The organism is Microbacterium sp. zg-Y625, assembly GCF_030246925.1.
GTDB lineage: Bacteria > Actinomycetota > Actinomycetes > Actinomycetales > Microbacteriaceae > Microbacterium > Microbacterium jiangjiandongii.
The window spans coordinates 657,239-675,639 of record NZ_CP126740.1 but is presented as its reverse complement, the minus strand read 5'-3'; the positions used below and the strand labels follow the sequence as shown (position 1 = coordinate 675,639).

Below are 18,401 nucleotides of genomic sequence, written 5' to 3'. Positions count from 1 at the left end.
ACCATCAGGAACGCTGAAGGTGGCGGCTAGACTGGCGGCATGGAAATCCTGCGTCACGTCGTCGTCTTCATCCACCTGACCGGGTTCGCCGTGCTCTTCGGCGCCTGGGCCGTCGAGGCCTTCGGCGGCCGTCGCCGCTTCACGCGGCTCATGACGATCGGCATGACCATCGCCGCGGTCGCCGGCCTCGCCCTCGCCGCCCCCTGGGGCATCGAGTACGACCTCAACTACGTCAAGCTCGGCGTCAAGCTCGGCGTGCTGCTGGTCATCGGCGCGCTCCTGGGCATCGGCACCGGCCGCCAGCGCAAGACGGGCGCCGTACCCTCGGCCATGTTCTGGTCCGTCGGCGTGCTGACGCTGCTCAACGCCGGGATCGCCGTCATCTGGCGCTGATCCCGCGCCGCTGCCGGGCGCGCGCCCGGCAGCGGCTTAGGATGGACCACCGTGCGGCCGCGACAACGCGGGCGCACACCCGGTGATTCAGCGCTGAGACGCCCGCCGCACCACCCCGCTCCGGACGCCTGCCACCGGACCGTCCCACCCGGGCGGGACCACCACTTGTCGACAGGCTTCCTCCTCCATGTCCTCAGCACCCGCGGCATCCACCGCTCCCGCCAACCCCCGCTCGCGTGTCATCACCGCGAGCCTTGTCGGCACGACGATCGAGTTCTACGACTTCTACGTCTACGCGACCGCCGCCGTCCTGGTCTTCCCCATCCTCTTCTTCCCCACCGGCGACGAGACGACGGCCCTGTTGTCGTCGTTCGCGGTGTTCGGTGCCGCGATGGTCGCCCGCCCCATCGGCGCGGTGATCTTCGGCCACTTCGGCGACCGCTTCGGCCGCAAGGCGACCCTCGTCGGGTCGCTGCTGACGATGGGCATCGCCACCTTCCTCATCGGCCTGCTGCCGACGTACAACGACATCGGCTGGTGGGCGGCGCTCCTGCTGCTGCTCATGCGGCTCGCGCAGGGCTTCGCCCTCGGCGGCGAGTGGTCGGGCGCCGCGCTCGTGGCCACCGAGAACGCCCCGAAGGGAAAGCGCGCCTGGTACGGCACCTTCCCGCAGTTGGGCGCCCCCATCGGGTTCATCATCGCCAACGGCATCTTCCTGGTCATCAACTTCGCGCTGCCTCACCCCGACGGCCCCGCGCAGCGCTCCGCGGAGTTCCTGGAGTGGGGCTGGCGCGTGCCGTTCCTGTTCTCCGCAGTCATGGTCATCGTGGGACTGTGGGTGCGACTGAAGCTCGTCGAGTCCGAGACCTTCGCCAAGGCGGAGAAGACCGGCGCGATCCACAAGTTCCCGCTGGGCGAGGTCGTCCGCCGCCACTGGCGTCCGCTCATCCTCGGCACGTTCATCATGCTGGCCACCTACGTGCTCTTCTACCTGATGACGAGCTTCACCCTGTCGTACGGCACCAAGCCGGGGCTCGAGGCCGCCGAGCAGGCCGCCCTCGACGCCGGCCAGGCCTTCGACGCCGCGGCATACGTCCCCGGCCTCGGGTTCGGTTACACCGATTTCGTCATCATGCAGATCATCGGCGTGGTCTTCTTCGGCATCTTCACGCTGCTCTCGGGGCCCGTCGCCGACAGCATCGGACGCCGCAAGCTCCTGCTGTGGGTCACCGCCGCGATCGCGGTGTTCGGCCTGCTGTTCAACGTCTTCCTGCTGCCGCACGCCGACCCGAAGTTCACCGGCGCTCTCACGCAGGCCTTCCTCATCCTCGGCTTCATGCTCATGGGTGTGACGTTCGGGCCGATGGGTGCGGTGCTGCCCGAGCTCTTCCCGACGAACGTGCGCTACACCGGGTCGGCGATCTCGTACAACGTGTCGTCGATCCTGGGTGCAGCTCTGGCCCCGCTGGTGGCCGTGGCACTGTGGGCCGCCGCCGACGGCCAGCCGTGGCTGGTGGGCGTGTACCTCACCGGGTCCGCGGTGCTCACCTTCATCGCCCTGGTTCTCTCGAAGGAGACCAAGGACGTCGAGTACGAGACGAACATCGGCCTCGGAGCCACCGGGTCGCTCTGACGCGACCGACAGCACGGCGGATGCCGCGGGGCCGAGGCTCCGCGGCATCCGCCGTCTCGGGCGTGCGATCGGATGTCAGTCCAGGAACAGGGCCCGCATCCGCTTGGTGGTGAACACCAGCCCGACGGCGATCATGACGACGTAGTAGAGGATGTGCCATCCCATGTCGGGGCTCATGACCCCGGTGGTGAACCCGCGGATCAGCTCGACACCATGCCACAGCGGGAAGGCCTTCACGATCCACTGCACGACCTCGGGGTACACCGTGATCGGGTACAGCGTCGAGGAGAAGAGGAACATCGGCAGCAGCACGAAGTTGATCCAGTCCATGTGCTGGAAGGTCTTCATGTAGCTGGTGACCGCCATGCCGAGGCTGGCGAAGCCGAACGCGATCAGCAGCACCGCCGGGATCGCGAGGATCGCCGTCGGGGCGAGGTTCAGCCCGAGGATCTGCATGATGATGAGGAACCCGGTGGCGTAGAGGAGTCCGCGCAGAAGTGCGTAGAGCATCTCCCCCAGCGCCACATCGAGCGGTCCGAGCGACGTCGACAGCATGCCCTCGTAGAGCTTGCCGTAGTTGAGCTTGAAGAAGACGTTCCAGGTGGAGTCGTACACCGCGCCGTTCATTGCCGAGACCGCCAGGAGGGCCGGGGCGATGAAGGCGGCGTAGGGCACGTCGACGCCGCCGCTGGTCTGCACGTCACCGATGAGGGAGCCGAGGCCGATACCCATCGAGGCGAGGTAGAAGACCGGCTCGAAGAACCCCGAGAGCACGACGATCCAGCTCGACGACCGCGCGGCGAGGAGCCCCCGCTGCACGACGGCCCACGGGTTGCCCGCCCACAGGGCCCGCACGCCGCCGCGGCGCGGCGTGACATCCACCATCGTCCCGGCAGTGATTCCGGTTCCGCCGGTGTCGCGCACGCTCACCGCGCCAGCCTCCGCTCGAAGTAGTGCCTGCCGAGGAACCAGCCCCCCGCCGCCAGCGCGAGCAGGTAGGCGATGTGCACCCCGATCATCGGCGGCATGCCGTCACCGTAGGTCGCCGCGCGGCCGAGCTCGGTGGCGTGCCAGAGCGGCGAGATCCAGCCGATCCACTGCAGCCAGCCCGGCAGCTCGCTGAGCGGATAGAACGTCCCCGAGAAGAGGAACATCGGCATGAAGATGAAGCGCTGCACGAGCGCGAACTGGCCCTTGTCGTCTTCGATGGAGGCGGCGTACGCCATGACCGGGATGCCGAAGGCGAGCCCGGCGGCCAATCCGGCGAAGATCGAGAGCCAGCCGGTCGCCGGGTCGGGCACGGCGCCGAAGAGCCAGAGGAACAGGTAGTACAGCACGACCGTCACCACCATGCGGGCGGCGGCCCCGGCGACGACTCCCCCCGCGATCTGCGCTGAGGCGATCGGCGACGCGCTGAACCCGAAGAAGTACCGGCGCCATTTGAAGCCCGCCATCACGGGGTAGGTGAACTCCTCGGATGCCACCGCGATCGCCGCCGTCATCAGCAGTGCCGGGGCGACGAAGACGAGATAGTCGACCTGCTGCCCGCGGTCGATGATGGGCGCGTCGATGAGGGCGGCGAGCCCCACCGCCATGCCCAGGAGGTAGAGCACCGGCTGACCGAGGGCGCCGATGACGATCGTCCAGCCGTAGGCGCGCATGGCGCGCACCATGTGCTCGGTGACGTACCAGCCGCCGAAGCGCCGCGGCTTGCGCCCCCAGGCCATCGCCTCGTCGCGCAGCTCGTCGAGAGTCGGGGGCACCGCTGTGGCGGACGCCCCGGCCCGGCTGTCCTCCGCCGCGCTCATTCGATCAGCGACCTTCCCGTGAGGCGCAGGAACACGTCCTCCAGCGACGAGCGGCGCACGAGGCTCGTGAGCGGCTCGAGGCCGGTGGCTGTGACCCGCTCCAGCGCCTCTTCGCCGTCGTGTGCATAGATGAGGATGCGGTCGGGCAGCACTTCGGTGCGTTCGCCGATGCCCTGCAGCTGCACGGCCACCTGCTCGTTGCGGCTGGAACCGAAGCGAAGCTCCAGCACCTCGCGGCTGGAATGCTCGCGGATGAGCGAGGCCGGCGTCCCCTCGGCCATGATGCGGCCGTTGTCGACCACGACGAGCCGATCGCACAGCTGCTCGGCCTCGTCCATGTAGTGCGTGGTGAGCACGAGCGTGGTGCCGCGCTCCTTCAGCCGGAAGAGGCGGTCCCACAGCACGTGACGGGCCTGCGGGTCCAGGCCCGTCGTCGGCTCGTCCAGCAGCAGGATGCGGGGGTCGTTGATGAGGCCGCGGGCGATGGTGAGCCGGCGCTTCATGCCGCCGGAGAGCTGGTCGACCTTGCTCTTGGCCTTGTCCTGCAGCTGGGCGAAGGCGAGCAGCTCATCGGCCTTCTGCGCGCAGACCTTGCCCGGGAGCCCGAAGTAGCGGCCGTAGATGTAGAGGTTCTCGCGGGCGTTCAGCTCACCGTCGAGGTTGTCCTGCTGGGGCACCACCCCCAGGCGCGAGCGGATCTCGGGTCCGTACCGGTCGGGATCGAGGCCCAGGATCTGCAGGTCGCCGGCGGTGCGCGTGGACACCGCGCCGATCATCTTCATCGTCGTGGACTTGCCCGCCCCGTTGGGTCCGAGCAGGCCGAAGGACTCCCCCGGCGCGACCTCGAACGACAGATCGTCTACGGCGAGGAAATCCGGCTTGCCCTTCGTGCGGTAGGCCTTGACGAGGTTGTGGGCGGAGATGACCGGTTCTGGCACCGCACCACAGTAGCGCCGGCGCCCGACACCGGGCTCTCTCCTGACACGCGTCAACCTGCATTGACATCGCGCGCATGCGTCAATTACGGTTGACACATGGAGAAGGAGGCGCGATGAGCTCAGATGACATCCGCACTCTGGTGGGCACGCCCGGCGAGCGGGAGCCCATCGCGGAGCTGCACCGACTGGCCGAAGTGCGTCGGGAGCTCTCCCGCGCGGAGGAGACGCAGGTGCGCCGCGCCCGCAACCTGGGCTTCTCCTGGCAGGCGATCGCCGGCGCCCTCGGCGTGAGCCGACAGGCCGTGCACAAGAAGTACGGTCGAAGGTAACCCCCCGCATGAACGAGGTATCACCCATGTCCTCCCCCACCTCCCCCCGCAGCCGCCGTGGCCGCAAGGCCCCCGCTGACGGGCCCCGCGCCAGCCTGAAGCAGCTGCTGCCGTTCCTCCTCGAACACAAGGGCGTGCTCGTCGTCGTCGCGATCCTGAGCATCCTCGAGGCGCTCGCGACCCTCGGCCAGCCGCTCGTCGTCGGGCAGGTGATCGAACGGGTGCAGGCCGGCGAGATGCTCGGCATGCTCGTCTGGTTGCTGATCGGGCTGGTCGTGGCATCCTCCCTGATCGGCGGATGGCAGCACTACCTGCTGCAGCGCACCGGCACCGCGGTGGTGTACTCGAGCCGCAAGCGGCTGATCGCGCGGCTGCTGCACCTGCCGGTGCGGGAGTTCGACGCCCGCCGCACCGGCGACCTCGTCTCGCGCGTCGGCACCGACACGACGCTGCTCTACGCCGTACTGACGCAGGGGCTGGCGGACTCCCTCGGCGGTGCGCTGATCTTCGTCGGCGCGATCATCGCGATGGCGCTCATCGACCCGGTGCTGCTGCTGCTGATCCTCGTGGTCATCGGCGTCTCCGGCACGGTCGTCGCCCTCCTCAGCGGTCGCATCCGCACCGCGACGCAGGCCCAGCAGGAGAAGGTGGGCGAGCTCGCCTCCGGCGTGGAGCGGGCCGTGGGCTCCATCCGCACGATCCGTGCGGCCGGAGCCGCCGAACGCGAGCAAGCGGCGATCGGCGAGACGGCGCGCGGCGCCTACGACGCCGGAGTGAACGTCGCGAAGGCGTCGGCGCTGGTCGTCCCCATCGCCGGCGTCGCACTGCAGGTGTCGCTGCTGGTGGTGCTCGGGGTGGGCGGGTTCCGCGTGGCATCCGGCGCCATCTCCATCGCGGAGCTCGTCACGTTCGTGATGTTCCTCTTCTTCCTGGTGGGCCCGCTGGGCTCGTTCTTCGGCGCGATCAGCTCGGTCAACCAGGCACTCGGGGCGCTGGGACGCATCCAGGAGGTGCTGGATCTGCCGACCGAGAGCGACGACGACGCCGTGATCGCCGCTGCCGTCGCCGCGGAGCCGATGGTGGCGGATGCCGCGGGCGTCGTGCCCGCGATCGAGTTCCGCGATGTGCGTTTCCGGTACCCCGAATCCGTCGTCGCCGCCCGGCGCAAGGCCGAGAACGAGGCGATGAAGACGCTCACGGACGCGCACGTCGAGACGCCCGCCGTGGCTGTTGCTGACCAGCCTGTGGTCGACGACGACGTGCTGCGGGGCGTGTCGTTCTCGGTGCCCGCGGGCGCCCGCGTCGCCCTCGTTGGGCCGTCCGGCGCCGGCAAGAGCACGACGCTTTCGCTCATCGAGCGGTTCTACGACCCCACCGGCGGGGCGATCCTGCTGCACGGCCGCGACATCCGCACGCTCCACCGCGACGAGCTGCGCTCCCAGCTCGGCTACGTGGAGCAGGACGCCCCGACCCTCGCCGGCACCATCGCCGAGAACCTGCGGCTCGCCTCCCCCGACGCCTCAGACGAGCAGTGCGAACGGGTGCTGCGCGACGTCAACCTGGGCGAGGTGCTCGAGCGCAGCCCACTGGGCCTGGACGCCCCCGTCGGCGAGGCGGGTGTCATGCTGTCCGGCGGCGAGCGCCAGCGCCTCGCGATCGCACGGGCGCTGCTGGCGGCGCCCCCGATCCTGCTGCTCGACGAATCCACGTCATCGCTGGACGGCCTCAACGAGCAGCGGATGCGCGAGGCGTTCGATGCTGTCGCGACCGGCCGCACGCTCGTGGTCATCGCCCATCGCCTGTCGACCGTCGTCGACAGCGATCACATCGTGGTCATCGACCACGGCGAGGTCGTCGGTCAGGGCACGCACTCCGAGCTCGTGGCATCCACCCCGCTGTACCGTGATCTCGCGAAGCACCAGCTGCTGGTGTGACCCGGCCTGGCGCTCCCGGGCGGCTCAGGCCTGCTGGGCGAGCTTCAGCCGATAGCGCAGCGCGGCGAGTTCGGCGTGCAGGGTCGCCGGCACGCGGCCGTCGAAGGTGCGGTAGAACTCCTCGGTGAGGTCCGCCTCCTGCAGCCACAGCGCGGGATCGATCGCGAAGAGCTCGTCGAGGTCCCGCGGCGAGACGTCGACGCCGTCGAGGTCGAGGTCTTCGATGCGCGGGAGTCGGCCGATGGCACTGTCGACGGCGGGCACGGTGCCCTCGATGCGACGGACGATCCAGTCGATGACCCGCGCGTTGTCGCCGAAGCCCGGCCACAGGAACCGGCCGTCGGCGCCCTTGCGGAACCAGTTGACCTGGAAGATGCGCGGCGCCCGGTCGAACCGCACCTGCTGGCCGACCTTCAGCCAGTGCGCGAAGTAGTCGGCCATGTTGTAGCCGCAGAAGGGCAGCATCGCGAACGGGTCGCGGCGCAGCTCCCCCACGGTCCCCTCGGCGGCGGCGGTCTGCTCGGACGAGATGTTGGAGCCGAGGAACACGCCGTGGGCCCAGTCGGTGGCCTCGAGCACGAGGGGCACATTCGTCGCCCGCCGGCCGCCGAAGAGGATGGCATCCAGCGGCACGCCCTCGGGCGAGTCCCAGTCCGCGGCGATCTGCGGGCACTGGGCCGCGGCGACCGTGAAGCGGGAGTTGGGATGAGCCGCCGGCCGGCCGCTGTCGGGGGTCCAGGGGTTGCCCTCCCAGTCGGTCAGGTGCGCGGGGGCGTCGTCGGTGAGCCCCTCCCACCAGACGTCGCCGTCGGGGCGCAGCGCGACGTTGGTGAAGATCGTGTTGCCCCACAGCGTCTCGACGGCCGTGACGTTCGTCGACTCCCCCGTGCCCGGGGCGACGCCGAAGAACCCGGCCTCGGGATTGATGGCCCACAGGCGCCCGTCCTCGCCGGGGCGGATCCAGGTGATGTCGTCGCCGAGCGTCTCGACCCGGTAGCCCGGGATCGTGGGGCGCAGCATCGCGAGGTTCGTCTTGCCGCACGCCGAGGGGAAGGCCGCGGCGATATGGAAGGCCTTTCCCTTCGGGTCGATCACCCGGATGAGCAGCATGTGCTCCGCCAGCCACCCCTCGTTGCGGCCGATCACCGAGGCGATGCGCAGCGCAAAGCACTTCTTCGCCAGGATCGCGTTGCCGCCGTATCCGGATCCGTACGACCAGACCTCGAGGGTGTCGGGGAAGTGCACGATGTACTTCTCGTCGTTGCACGGCCAGGCCACGTCCTGCTCGCCCGGGGCCAGCGGCGCACCGACGGAATGCACGGTCTTCACCCAGGGCTTGCCTGCCGCGATCTCCTCGACGACGCCCCGGCCCACCCGGGTCATGATGCCGATGGATGCCACGGCGTAGGCGCTGTCGGTGACCTGCACGCCGATCTGCGACAGCGGTCCGCCGACGGCACCCATCGAGAAGGGCACGACGTACATCGTGCGCCCGCGCATGGACCCGGCGAACAGCGGGGTGATCGTGGCGCGGATCTCGTCGGGCGCGACCCAGTTGTTGGTGGGCCCCGCGTCTTCCTCGAGCTCCGAGGCGATGAAGGTGCGCCCCTCGGTGCGCGCGACGTCGCTCGGGTGCGAGCGCGCCAGGTAGGAGCCCGGTCGCCACTCGGGATTCAGCTTGATGAGCTTCCCCTCGTCGACCATCTCGCGCAGGAGCGCTTCGTTCTCGGCGGTCGACCCGTCCACCCAGTGGATGCGGTCGGGCTGCGTCAGCGCGGCGATCTCGTCGACCCACGCGAAAAGCGCCTCGGCGGCGTCGCCGCTGAGCGCGGGGCGCTTGCCGTTCGGGACGGCCGTGGGCACCCGTCGCAGCGCGGTCGAAGCGGGGCGGGCGAAGATGTCTGCGAGTGCCATTTCTCTCCTTGGAGGCGGGTACGTCTTCAGCGTGCCGTGGGTTCGCGTGCTTTTGGCATCGTCGGCGGCCGCAAGAAGTGCGATTCTTTCGCTACCATCAAGGAATGGCCGCCTCCTCGCTGGAACTGACCACGCTGGGTCACCGGATCCGCCACCACCGCCTTGCGAGCGGATTCACGCTCGACGAGCTGGGGGCGCTCGTGGGGGTGGCCGGCAGCCAGCTGAGCCTCATCGAGAACGGCAAGCGCGAGCCCAAGCTGTCGCTGCTGCAGGCGATCGCCGACGCCACCGGCACCCAGGTCGCCGAGCTGCTGTCGGCCGAACCGCCGAACCGGCGCGCTGCGCTCGAGATCGAACTCGAGCGCGCGCAGGCGAGCACGGTCTTCCGTCGCCTGGGCGTCCCGCCGGTCAAGGTCACCAAGGGCACGCCGGACGAGACCCTCGAGTCCATCCTGGGGCTGCACCGCGAGCTGCAGCGACGCGAGCGCGAGGCGATCGCCACTCCCGAGGAGGCACGGCGCGCCAACACCGAGCTGCGGCTGGCGATGCGCACGCAGGCCAACCACCTGCCCGAGATCGAGGCCCTCGCCGAGAAGCAGCTGAAGGCGGCGGGACACGTCGCGGGCGCCCTCACCCACCGCACCGTCAGCATCATGGCCTCCCAGCTGGGGTTCGAGCTCATCTACGCCGGTGATCTGCCGACCTCTGTCCGCTCGGTGACCGACCTCGAGAACGGCCGCATCTACCTCCCGCCGGCATCCATCCCCGGCGGTCACGGCCTGCGCTCGATGGCGCTGCAGGCCATGGCCCACCGCCTGCTCGGTCACCGCCAGCCCACCGATTACGCGGATTTCCTGCAGCAGCGGCTGGAGATCAACTACTACGCCGCCTGCTGCCTCATGCCCCAGGCGGCATCCGTCGCATTCCTGCAGCAGGCCAAGCGCGACCGCAACCTCGCCGTCGAGGATTTCCGCGACGCGTTCGGCGTCACCCACGAGGCCGCGGGCATGCGGATGACCAACCTGCTGACGGCCCACCTCGACATTCCGCTGCACTTCCTGCGCGTGGACGGCAACGGCGCCATCTCACGGGTCTACGAGAACGACGGGCTGCCGCTGCCGATGGATGTGACCGGTGCCGTCGAGGGGCAGGTGGTGTGCCGGCGGTTCCTGGCCCGGTCGGCGTTCGAGGAGCAGAACCGCACGACCGAGCACTACCAGTACACCGACACACCGGCGGGGACGTTCTGGTGCTCGACACAGACGGGAACGACGTCCGACGGGGAGTTCTCGATCACCGTCGGGGTCCCCTTCGACGACGCCCGGTGGTTCCGGGGGCGGGAGACACCCAAGCGGGCAACGTCATCGTGCCCCGACGAGGCGTGCTGCCGCCGCCCGCCCGCCGACGTCGCCTCGCGCTGGGAGGGGAAGGCCTGGCCGAGCGCCCGCGTGCACATGCAGATGTTCTCGCCCCTGCCGCGGGGGGCCTTCCCCGGCGTCGACGACAACGAGGTGTACGACTTCCTCGAGCGGCACGCCCAGGGCTGAGCGCCGGCATCCGCCTCAGCGACCGAGGAAGTGTGAGAAACGGGCCAACGCGGCGTCGACCTCGGATGCCTCCACCTGATCGGGCACCAGGACGCGCGCCACCGGGAGCCGGTCTTGCCGGCCGGCCGCCACCGACGTCGACCACACCCCCACGACCTCCCCCTCGGCGACGAGGATGGGCTTGACGATGCCGTTCTTGGCCGGCCCGACCTCTCCGAGCAACGGGGCAGGGCAGGCCACGGTGCGATCCGCGTAGGAGATGTAGGACTCCTCGAACGGCGGGAGCGCCATGACGCGGGGCGCTGACAGCAGACGCCGCGGGCCACGGGAGCGGCGGACGTACAGCCGTTCGCCCGCACGCTCGGCTACCACTTCGACGTCCTCGGCTGCGGCATCGGCGGCCTGACGCGCGACGCCCAGGGGAAGACCAGACCACCAGGAGAAGTCGCGCGGCCCGGCCGGACCGTGCGAGGCGACGAACCGACGGAAGAACTCCGCCAGCGGGTCTTCGGGCGCCGCCTGGTCGGGCGCCCACTCCTCGACCAGCACGAAACGCTGCTCCCGCGTCGGCAGTCCCTGGCGCGCGACGACCGGGCCTTGGCAGATCACCAGCCGCGTCGAGAGCACGACGAGCAGGTGGTAGCCCCGCTGCCCGGCGGTCGACACTCCCGCCGCTTCGAGCACGGCGAAGATCTCGGCGCGCGTAAGCCGTCCGCCGCCGCCGAGCGCCGCGCGGACGGCACGCTCCGCCCGCAGCGCCTCGGCGTCGTCGATGCCCTCGGACCGGTGTACCCCAGCCGCCTGCTGGCGCTGACGTGGGCCGGTGACCGCCAGCACCCAGCCGAGGTCCCGCGCGGGCACGATGTGGATCGTGCCGCGCATCGTCCACGAGCGCACGATCTCGCCGCAGGCGAAGGCGGCATCCACATCGCTCAGGCCCGGTGCGCCGCGGGTGCGGGCGGCCAGCGCCCACCGGCCTCCCCAGAACTCCTGGGCCTGCACGGCGAGCATGTGGGATGCCACATCGGCGACGCTGGCCGCCGGCGCGCTCAGTCGGTGGGAACGCAGGCGCTCGCGGCGGAGGGCGGCGGCATCCATGGCCCCATCATGGGGGATGCCGCCGACGCCGTGCCCACGGCAGCCCCCGCGTCAGGCGAACGGGTTCGCGGTGAGCGTGTACTTCGTCTGCAGGTACTCGTGGATGCCTTCGGCGCCGCCCTCGCGCCCGAGGCCCGACATCTTCCAGCCGCCGAAGGGCGCCGCCGCGTTCGAGACCACGCCGACGTTGAGCCCCATCATCCCCGTCTGCAGGCGCTCGATCATCCGCTGCCCGCGGCTGAGGCTCTCGGTGTAGACGTAGGACACGAGGCCGTACTCGGTGTCGTTGGCGATGCGCACGGCGTCGTCCTCGTCGTCGAAGGGGACGATCGCCAGCACCGGGCCGAAGATCTCCTCGCGGAGGATCTCGCTTCCGGCCGGCACGTCGCTGAGCACGGTCGCGGCGAAGAACGAGCCCGGCCGGTCGATGGGCTCGCCGCCGGCGCGCAGGGTCGCGCCCCGACCGACGGCGTCCTTGACCAGCTCGCCCGTCTTCGCGACCGCCTTGTCGTCGATGAGCGGGCCGATGATGACCCCCTCCTCGGTGCCGCGGCCCACGCGGAACGACTCGACGCGCTCGGTGACGCGCCGCGCGAACTCCTCGACGACGGCGCGGTGCACGATGAAGCGGTTGGCCGCGGTGCAGGCCTGGCCGATGTTGCGGAACTTCGCCGCAATGGCCCCCTCGACGGCCTTGTCGAGGTCGGCGTCGTCGAACACGATGAACGGGGCGTTGCCACCCAGCTCCATCGACGTGCGGAGCACCCCCTTCGCCGCCTTCTCCAGCAGCGAGACGCCCACCGGGGTGGACCCCGTGAACGAGAGCTTGCGCAGACGCGGGTCGGCGATGATCGCGTCCGACAGCGGCCCCGACGATCGCGTCGTGACGACGTTGACGACGCCGGCAGGAAGGCCCGCGTCCTCCAGCAGCTTCGCGAAGGCGAGGGTCGTCAGCGGAGTGAGGGCGGCGGGCTTGACGACCACGGTGCAGCCCGCGGCGAGCGCGGGGGCGATCTTGCGGGTCGCCATGGCGAGGGGAAAGTTCCACGGCGTGATGAGGAAGCACGGCCCCACCGGGTGCTGCGTCACGATCATGCGACCGGTGCCCTCGGGGTTCGCGCCGTATCGTCCGTTCGCGCGCACCGCCTCCTCGCTGAACCAGCGCAGGAACTCGCCGCCGTAGGCGACCTCACCGCGCGCCTCGGCGAGCGGCTTTCCCATCTCGAGGGTCATCAGCAGCGCGAAGTCCTCCTTGCGCTCCTGCAGCAGGTCGAAGGCGCGCCGGAGGATCTCCGCGCGCTCGCGGGCGGGCGTCGCCGCCCACGCCGGGAAGGCGGCGTCGGCAGCATCCAGGGCGGCCACGCCGTCGGCGACCGAGGCGCTGGCGATGGTCTTCACGACGTCGCCGGTGGCGGGGTCGACGACGTCGAGCGTCTCGCCGCCGGACGCCGCGCGCCACTCGCCGCCGATGAACAGGCCGTCCGGGACCGTTGCCAGCAGGTCGGTCTCACGCTCGTCAGTCATAGGGACTCCTTCGTCATCGGATGCCGCAGAGAGGCGTCCCGATGATCGTATACGATGCCGCGCCGATGACCCTTATACTCGGTATCGTCCGGCGGCCCTCCACGCCGTCGGTGCCCGAAAAAGGGGCACGCAGCCACCCCCACGCCCAGGACCGAAGGCGGCCGCCGGGCGGGCGAGCCAGACACATACGGCATCCATTCACCGTCCCTGTCTTCTGGAGAACGCCCATGCCCTCCGTTTCCGCGCACGTCGCCGCCACCCTCGCCACGCACATCGACCACGTCTTCGGCCTCATGGGAAACGGCAACGCCTGGTTCCTCGATGCCATCGAGCGCGACACCTCGGCGACCTTCACCGCCGTGCGGCACGAAGCCGGCGCCGTCGTCGCCGCCGACGCCTATCACCGGGCGTGCGGGCGCCTGGCGGCAGCCACCGCGACCTACGGGGCCGGGTTCACCAACACCCTCACGGCGCTGGCCGAAGCCGTGCAGGCGCACGTGCCGCTGGTGCTCGTGGTGGGCGACGAGCCCACTTCGGGCCCACGCCCCTGGGACGTCGACCAGATCGCCCTGGCGGCGGCGGTCGGCGCCCGCACCTACACCGTGGGGCGGACGGATGCCGCAGCGACCACGGTCATCGCCATCGAGCACGCGCTGACTTACCGGGTGCCGACGGTGCTGGCGATCCCGTATGACGTGGCCACCCGCGAGGCGGGCCCCATCCCCGCCGCCGTGGAACCCGTACTGCCCGCGCCCCTGCAGCCCGGACCCTTCGCCCGCGCAGCCGTGGACGACCTCGCCCGCGCGCTGGCCGGGGCCCGCCGCCCGCTCCTCGTGGCAGGCCGCGGCGCGTGGGTGTCCGGGGCCGGAGCGGCGCTCGGCCGCCTCGCCGACGCCACCGGCGCGGTGACGGCGACGACCGCGCTCGGGCGCGGCGTCTTTCCGCGCCCGGAGTACGACCTCGGGGTCACCGGCGGATTCGGTGCCGAGGGCGCGATGCAGCTCGTGCGCGACGCCGACGTCGCGGTGGTCTTCGGGGCGTCGCTCAACCAGTTCACGATGCGCTTCGGCGACCTGTTCGCCCCGGGCACCCGCGTCGTGCAGGTCGACACCGCCCCGGCGGCGACCCACCCGCACGTCGGCGGCTTCATCCGCGGCGACGCCGCCGTCGTGGCCGACGCCCTCGCCACGGCCGTGGCACAGCTGGGCGCCGCCCCCTCGGGCTGGCGCGAGAGCCTGGACATCGCGGCGCTCCGCGCTCAGGAGCCCGGCGAGGAGTTCGCGGCTGACGGGCGCCTCGACCCCCGCGCGGTGGCCGCTGCCATCGGCGAGCTGCTGCCCGAGGACCGCATCGTGGTCTCGGACGGCGGTCACTTCATCGGCTGGGCCAACATGTACTGGCCGGTCGCGTCGCCTGACCGCATGATGATGATCGGCACGGCCTTCCAGTCCATCGGCCTGGGGTTCCCGAGCGTTCCGGGCGCGGCGCTCGCGCGGCCGACGTCGACCGTCGTGCTCACCACCGGGGACGGCGGTGGGCTGATGGCGCTGGCCGACCTCGAGTCGGCGGTGCGGGTCGCCGGCGGGCGCGGGCTCGCGGTGGTGTGGAACGACGGCGCGTACGGCGCCGAGGTGAACCTCTACGGGCTGAAAGGCGTCGCCCGCGGCCCGATGATGATCCCCGATGTGGATTTCGCCGGCCTCGCTTCGGCCGTCGGCGCCCGCGGCGTGGTCGTACGCGAGCTCGCCGACCTGGCGGCGCTGGCGGAGTGGGCGGCCCTGCCGGCATCCGACCGGCCCTACCTGCTGCTCGACCTGCGCATCTCGTCCTCGGTCATCGCGCCGTACCAGCAGGAGATCATCCGTGTGAACTCCTGACCCCGCATCCCCGCGTGGCGCGTCGCGCGCTGCTCCGGTGTCGCGAGAGGTGGGTCCCGCGGGCCCGCACCGTGCGGAAGCGACACCGGAGCAGCCCCGGGCGCCCGGCGGCGGGGGTCAGGGGCGGGCGGGCAGCATATGCTGCGCGAAGAAGTCCGCCAGCTTCTCGCGGTCGCTCAGTGGCAGGACGTGCGCGACGTACTGGTCGGGGCGCACCACGACGACGGCGCCGTCGCGGTCGATGCCGCGCCGCTCGAAGATGTCGTCGTCGCTGCGGGCGGCGTAGATCTTCTCGTAGTCGATCAGTCCGAAGGGCCCGACGCGTGGCAGGAAGACCGCCGGGATGTCCGCCATCTCGACCTCGGAGTGGTCCTGCTGGTAGACGGCCTTCACGTCGAACACGGCGTCGAGGTCGGCGCCGGCCGGCGTGAAGCGCACGACGGGCGAGTCGGATGCCGTCGCCAGCCAGTCCGCCCACGCCGCGAGCGCGGAGGCGTCGCGGTCGGCGAAGGCGTAGATGCGCCACCGACCGTCGGCACGTGCGTGGTGGCCGAGGTGGGCCGGCACCGCGTCGCCGATGCGCACCACCGGCGCGGAGGTGAAGCGCTTGCCGACAGGGAAGCCCGTCGCCCGCTGCTGGTGGGTCGCCTCGCCCACGATCATCGACGGCGGGTACTGGGTCATGAACCCGGCGGGGAACTCCGCCGTGGCCGTGTAGAACTCGGCGAGCTCCTCGGGGCTGTCGAACTCCTCGGGCTTTCTGGCCATGAGGCTCGACCACTCCTTGTCGAAGTCGATGAGGTTCTGCGCGATCTCCTGCCGCTCGGCGGAGTAGGTCGCCAGCAGCGCTTCGGGCGCGCGGCCGGTGAGCACCGACCCGAGCTTCCAGCCGAGGTTGAATCCGTCCTGCATCGACACGTTCATCCCCTGGCCGGCCTTGGCGCTGTGGGTGTGGCAGGCGTCTCCGCAGATGAAGACGTGGGGCGCCCGCTCCCCACCCGGCTCGACGTCGTCGAACTTGTCGGTGACCCGATGCCCCACCTCGTACACCGACCACCAGGCGACGTCTTTGACGTCGAGGGTGTACTGGCCCAGGATGTCGTTGGCCTTCGCGATGATCGTCTCCAGCGGGGTCGTGCGGATGCGCCCGTTGTCATCCTCGGGCACCTCCCCGAGGTCGACGTACATGCGGAAGAGATGCCCGCCCTCGCGGGGGATGTGCAGGATGCTGCCGTGCGGGGACTGGATCGCGCACTTGATGCGGATGTCGGGGAAGTCGGTGACGGCCAGGACGTCCATGACCCCCCACGCGTGCCGGGACTGATCCCCGATGTGCGTGCGCCCGATGGCCTGGCGCACCCTGCTGCGCGCGCCGTCGCAGCCGACGACGTACTTCGCGCGCACCGTGCGCTCCTTTCCCGCGTCGGGGCCTTCGGGGCGCAGCAGCGTCACCGTCACCGGGTACTCCCCCTCCCCGACCTCGAGCGAGACGAACTCCCAGCCGTAGTCGGGGGTGATGCGCGCCGGCGACGTCGCCGCGACCTCGGCGAAGTAGTCGAGCACCCGCGCCTGGTTGACGATGAGGTGCGGGAACTCGCTGATGCCGTGGGGGTCGTCGTCGGCGCGGGCGGTGCGCACGATGCGCGAGCGGTCGGCGGTGTCCGGCGCCCAGAAGTTCATCTCGCTGATGCGGTAGGCCTCGGCCGTGATGCGCTCGGCGAACCCGAAGGCCTGGAAGGTCTCGACACTGCGCGCCTGGATGCCGTCGGCCTGGCCGATCGCGAGGCGCCCGGTGCGGCGCTCGACGAGTCGGGTGGTCACGCTCGGATACTGCGCCAGCTGGGCGGCCAGCAGCATGCCGGCGGGTCCGGAGCCGACGATGAGCACGTCCACCTCGTCGGGAAGCTCGGCGGGGCGGTCGATGCCGGTGCCCGCCGCGGGCTGCACGCGCGGGTCGGTGGAGACGTAGCCGTGGTGGTGGAACTGCATCGGCGCCGGTCCCCTCAGACCTTCGACATACCGTAGATCGGGCTGACCGACTGCTCGTCCTCGTGGTCTGGCCCGAGCGGGATGCCGGACCGGTCACGCAGGAGCAGCGTCGCGATGAGGCCGATCACCGTCATGCCGGCGAGGTACCAGGTCACCGACTGGGTGGACCCGGTCGCCTGCACGAGCGCCGTGGCGATCGTGGGGGCGAAGGCGCCGCCGAGGATCGCGCCGATCGCATAGGAGATCGAGACCCCGGAGAAGCGGATGGATGCCGGGAAGAGCTCGGTGTAGAGCGCCGCCTGCGGTCCATACGTGAAGCCCAACCCCAGGGTCAGGATCGCCAGGCCCAGGAAGAGCAGCCCGACGTCCCCGGTGTTGACGAGCGGGAAGAGAAGGAAGACGCCCACCAGCTGCAGCCCCCAGCCGATGAGGTACGTCGTCCGGCGCCCGATCCGGTCGGCGAACCAGCCGGCGGCGAGGGTCGACAGCAGCCAGGTGACGGCCGAGCCGGTGACGGCCCACAGCACCGGGCCGCGCTCGAGGCCGAGGGGACCGTCGGGATTCGTCGCGTAGCCCTGGATGTAGCCGCCGGTGGTCATGTACCCCACGGCGTTGTTGCCGGCGAACACCAGCGCGGCGATCACGACGAGCAGCGCGTGCTTGCGGAACAGCTGCACGACCGGCATCTGCGCCTTCTCCTTGCGCGCGTTGAGCTCCGCGAACACGGGGCTCTCCTCGACGCGGCGGCGGACGTACCAGCCGATGAGGATGAGCACGACGCTGAGGAGGAACGGCACGCGCCACCCCCACTCGAGGAACGCATCGCCCGGCGCGATCATGGCCATGAGCGCCATCACGCCCGAGGCCAGCAGCAGCCCGAGCGGAACGCCGATCTGCGGCGACGCCCCGAACATGCCGCGGCGCTTCTTGGGCGCGTGCTCCACTGCCATGAGCACCGCGCCGCCCCACTCGCCGCCGGCCGAGACACCCTGCAGGATCCGCAGCACGACGAGCAGGATGGGCGCCAGGATGCCGATCGCCTCATAGTCGGGCAGCACGCCAATGAGAGCGGTGGCGACGCCCATGAGGATGAGCGTCCACATGAGCACCACCTTGCGGCCGTACTTGTCACCGAAGTGCCCCGCGAGGAAGGCGCCGAGCGGACGGAAGAGGAAGCTGACACCCACCGTCGCGAAGGCGATGAGCGCGCTGTTGGCGCCGAGCGGCGCGAAGAAGAGCTGGCCGAAGACAAGACCGACGGCCGTGGCGTAGATGAAGAAGTCGTACCACTCGACGGTGGTTCCCACCACGGTCGCGAAGACGACGCGTCGGCGGTCCGCGCTGGTGGCGATGGTGCCCGTGGGGGTGAATCCCTCCGGGGCGGCGGGCTGGCGTGTGCTCATCGTTGACTCCCATG

Annotated in this window: 14 protein-coding genes; 6 read left to right on the top strand and 8 right to left on the bottom strand. The window is 70.7% G+C overall.

Annotated features, from left to right (window positions below; translation table 11 throughout):
* Positions 1 to 39: 39 nt before the first annotated feature.
* Both QNO14_RS02960 and QNO14_RS02955 read left to right on the top strand, forming a co-directional pair.
* Complete coding sequence (locus tag QNO14_RS02960) at positions 40 to 393, top strand: Fe-S protein (RefSeq protein WP_257506697.1); 354 nt, start codon at positions 40 to 42, stop codon at positions 391 to 393.
* 187 nt (positions 394 to 580) lie between these two features.
* Positions 581 to 2,026, top strand: a complete 1,446-nt coding sequence (locus QNO14_RS02955) for an MFS transporter (protein ID WP_257494701.1) — start codon at positions 581 to 583, stop codon at positions 2,024 to 2,026.
* A 75-nt stretch (positions 2,027 to 2,101) separates the two neighbouring features.
* Here the strand turns inward: QNO14_RS02955 and QNO14_RS02950 are convergent, their stop codons facing one another.
* From QNO14_RS02950 to QNO14_RS02940, 3 genes are read right to left on the bottom strand one after another with little or no spacing between them, the layout of a single operon-like run.
* Positions 2,102 to 2,911 carry an ABC transporter permease gene (locus tag QNO14_RS02950; protein ID WP_257506735.1) on the bottom strand — a complete coding sequence of 270 codons (810 nt, stop codon included), beginning with the start codon at positions 2,909 to 2,911 and terminating at the stop codon, positions 2,102 to 2,104.
* A gap of 41 nt (positions 2,912 to 2,952) precedes the next feature.
* The gene (locus QNO14_RS02945) at positions 2,953 to 3,834 is read right to left on the bottom strand and encodes an ABC transporter permease (RefSeq protein WP_257494702.1); all 882 of its coding nucleotides are present in this window, start codon (positions 3,832 to 3,834) and stop codon (positions 2,953 to 2,955) included.
* Positions 3,831 to 4,772 (bottom strand): ABC transporter ATP-binding protein, encoded by a 942-nt coding sequence (locus QNO14_RS02940; protein WP_257506696.1) that lies wholly within the window; start codon positions 4,770 to 4,772, stop codon positions 3,831 to 3,833. The genes QNO14_RS02945 and QNO14_RS02940 overlap by 4 nt, the downstream gene beginning before the upstream one ends.
* A 113-nt stretch (positions 4,773 to 4,885) precedes the next feature.
* Between QNO14_RS02940 and QNO14_RS02935 the strand changes: the two genes are divergently transcribed.
* Entirely contained in the window at positions 4,886 to 5,101 is a 216-nt protein-coding gene (locus QNO14_RS02935) for an AsnC family protein (protein WP_257494704.1), read from the top strand.
* Between the two features lie 26 nt (positions 5,102 to 5,127).
* Positions 5,128 to 7,035 carry an ABC transporter ATP-binding protein gene (locus QNO14_RS02930; protein ID WP_257506695.1) on the top strand — a complete coding sequence of 636 codons (1,908 nt, stop codon included), beginning with the start codon at positions 5,128 to 5,130 and terminating at the stop codon, positions 7,033 to 7,035.
* Between the two features lie 24 nt (positions 7,036 to 7,059).
* On the opposite strand, the gene QNO14_RS02925 is transcribed toward QNO14_RS02930, so the two are convergent.
* A complete protein-coding gene (locus tag QNO14_RS02925; RefSeq protein WP_257494706.1) occupies positions 7,060 to 8,949 on the bottom strand; it encodes a phosphoenolpyruvate carboxykinase (GTP) in 1,890 nt (629 codons plus the stop codon).
* A gap of 104 nt (positions 8,950 to 9,053) precedes the next feature.
* On the opposite strand from QNO14_RS02925, the gene QNO14_RS02920 reads away from it, so the two are divergent.
* The gene (locus QNO14_RS02920) at positions 9,054 to 10,496 is read left to right on the top strand and encodes a helix-turn-helix transcriptional regulator (RefSeq protein ID WP_257506694.1); all 1,443 of its coding nucleotides are present in this window, start codon (positions 9,054 to 9,056) and stop codon (positions 10,494 to 10,496) included.
* Between the two features lie 15 nt (positions 10,497 to 10,511).
* On the opposite strand, the gene QNO14_RS02915 is transcribed toward QNO14_RS02920, so the two are convergent.
* Both QNO14_RS02915 and QNO14_RS02910 read right to left on the bottom strand, forming a co-directional pair.
* Complete coding sequence (locus tag QNO14_RS02915) at positions 10,512 to 11,594, bottom strand: winged helix DNA-binding domain-containing protein (RefSeq protein ID WP_257506693.1); 1,083 nt, start codon at positions 11,592 to 11,594, stop codon at positions 10,512 to 10,514.
* A gap of 51 nt (positions 11,595 to 11,645) precedes the next feature.
* Positions 11,646 to 13,118, bottom strand: a complete 1,473-nt coding sequence (locus tag QNO14_RS02910) for an NAD-dependent succinate-semialdehyde dehydrogenase (protein ID WP_257506692.1) — start codon at positions 13,116 to 13,118, stop codon at positions 11,646 to 11,648.
* 227 nt (positions 13,119 to 13,345) lie between these two features.
* On the opposite strand from QNO14_RS02910, the gene QNO14_RS02905 reads away from it, so the two are divergent.
* Complete coding sequence (locus QNO14_RS02905; protein ID WP_257506691.1) at positions 13,346 to 14,995, top strand: thiamine pyrophosphate-binding protein; 1,650 nt, start codon at positions 13,346 to 13,348, stop codon at positions 14,993 to 14,995.
* Positions 14,996 to 15,112: 117 nt separating this feature from the next.
* Here the strand turns inward: QNO14_RS02905 and QNO14_RS02900 are convergent, their stop codons facing one another.
* Positions 15,113 to 16,984 (bottom strand): FAD-binding monooxygenase, encoded by a 1,872-nt coding sequence (locus QNO14_RS02900; RefSeq protein WP_257506690.1) that lies wholly within the window; start codon positions 16,982 to 16,984, stop codon positions 15,113 to 15,115.
* Between the two features lie 14 nt (positions 16,985 to 16,998).
* The gene (locus QNO14_RS02895) at positions 16,999 to 18,387 is read right to left on the bottom strand and encodes an MFS transporter (RefSeq protein ID WP_257506689.1); all 1,389 of its coding nucleotides are present in this window, start codon (positions 18,385 to 18,387) and stop codon (positions 16,999 to 17,001) included.
* Positions 18,388 to 18,401: the final 14 nt, after the last annotated feature.

Coding starts and splice junctions, on each gene's coding strand:
- QNO14_RS02960 (WP_257506697.1), top strand. CDS start 40: ATGGAAATCCTGCGTCACGTCGTCGTCTTCATCCACCTGACCGGGTTC.
- QNO14_RS02955 (WP_257494701.1), top strand. CDS start 581: ATGTCCTCAGCACCCGCGGCATCCACCGCTCCCGCCAACCCCCGCTCG.
- QNO14_RS02950 (WP_257506735.1), bottom strand. CDS start 2,911: ATGGTGGATGTCACGCCGCGCCGCGGCGGCGTGCGGGCCCTGTGGGCG.
- QNO14_RS02945 (WP_257494702.1), bottom strand. CDS start 3,834: ATGAGCGCGGCGGAGGACAGCCGGGCCGGGGCGTCCGCCACAGCGGTG.
- QNO14_RS02935 (WP_257494704.1), top strand. CDS start 4,886: ATGAGCTCAGATGACATCCGCACTCTGGTGGGCACGCCCGGCGAGCGG.
- QNO14_RS02930 (WP_257506695.1), top strand. CDS start 5,128: ATGTCCTCCCCCACCTCCCCCCGCAGCCGCCGTGGCCGCAAGGCCCCC.
- QNO14_RS02925 (WP_257494706.1), bottom strand. CDS start 8,949: ATGGCACTCGCAGACATCTTCGCCCGCCCCGCTTCGACCGCGCTGCGA.
- QNO14_RS02920 (WP_257506694.1), top strand. CDS start 9,054: ATGGCCGCCTCCTCGCTGGAACTGACCACGCTGGGTCACCGGATCCGC.
- QNO14_RS02915 (WP_257506693.1), bottom strand. CDS start 11,594: ATGGATGCCGCCGCCCTCCGCCGCGAGCGCCTGCGTTCCCACCGACTG.
- QNO14_RS02910 (WP_257506692.1), bottom strand. CDS start 13,118: ATGACTGACGAGCGTGAGACCGACCTGCTGGCAACGGTCCCGGACGGC.
- QNO14_RS02905 (WP_257506691.1), top strand. CDS start 13,346: ATGCCCTCCGTTTCCGCGCACGTCGCCGCCACCCTCGCCACGCACATC.
- QNO14_RS02900 (WP_257506690.1), bottom strand. CDS start 16,984: ATGCAGTTCCACCACCACGGCTACGTCTCCACCGACCCGCGCGTGCAG.
- QNO14_RS02895 (WP_257506689.1), bottom strand. CDS start 18,387: ATGAGCACACGCCAGCCCGCCGCCCCGGAGGGATTCACCCCCACGGGC.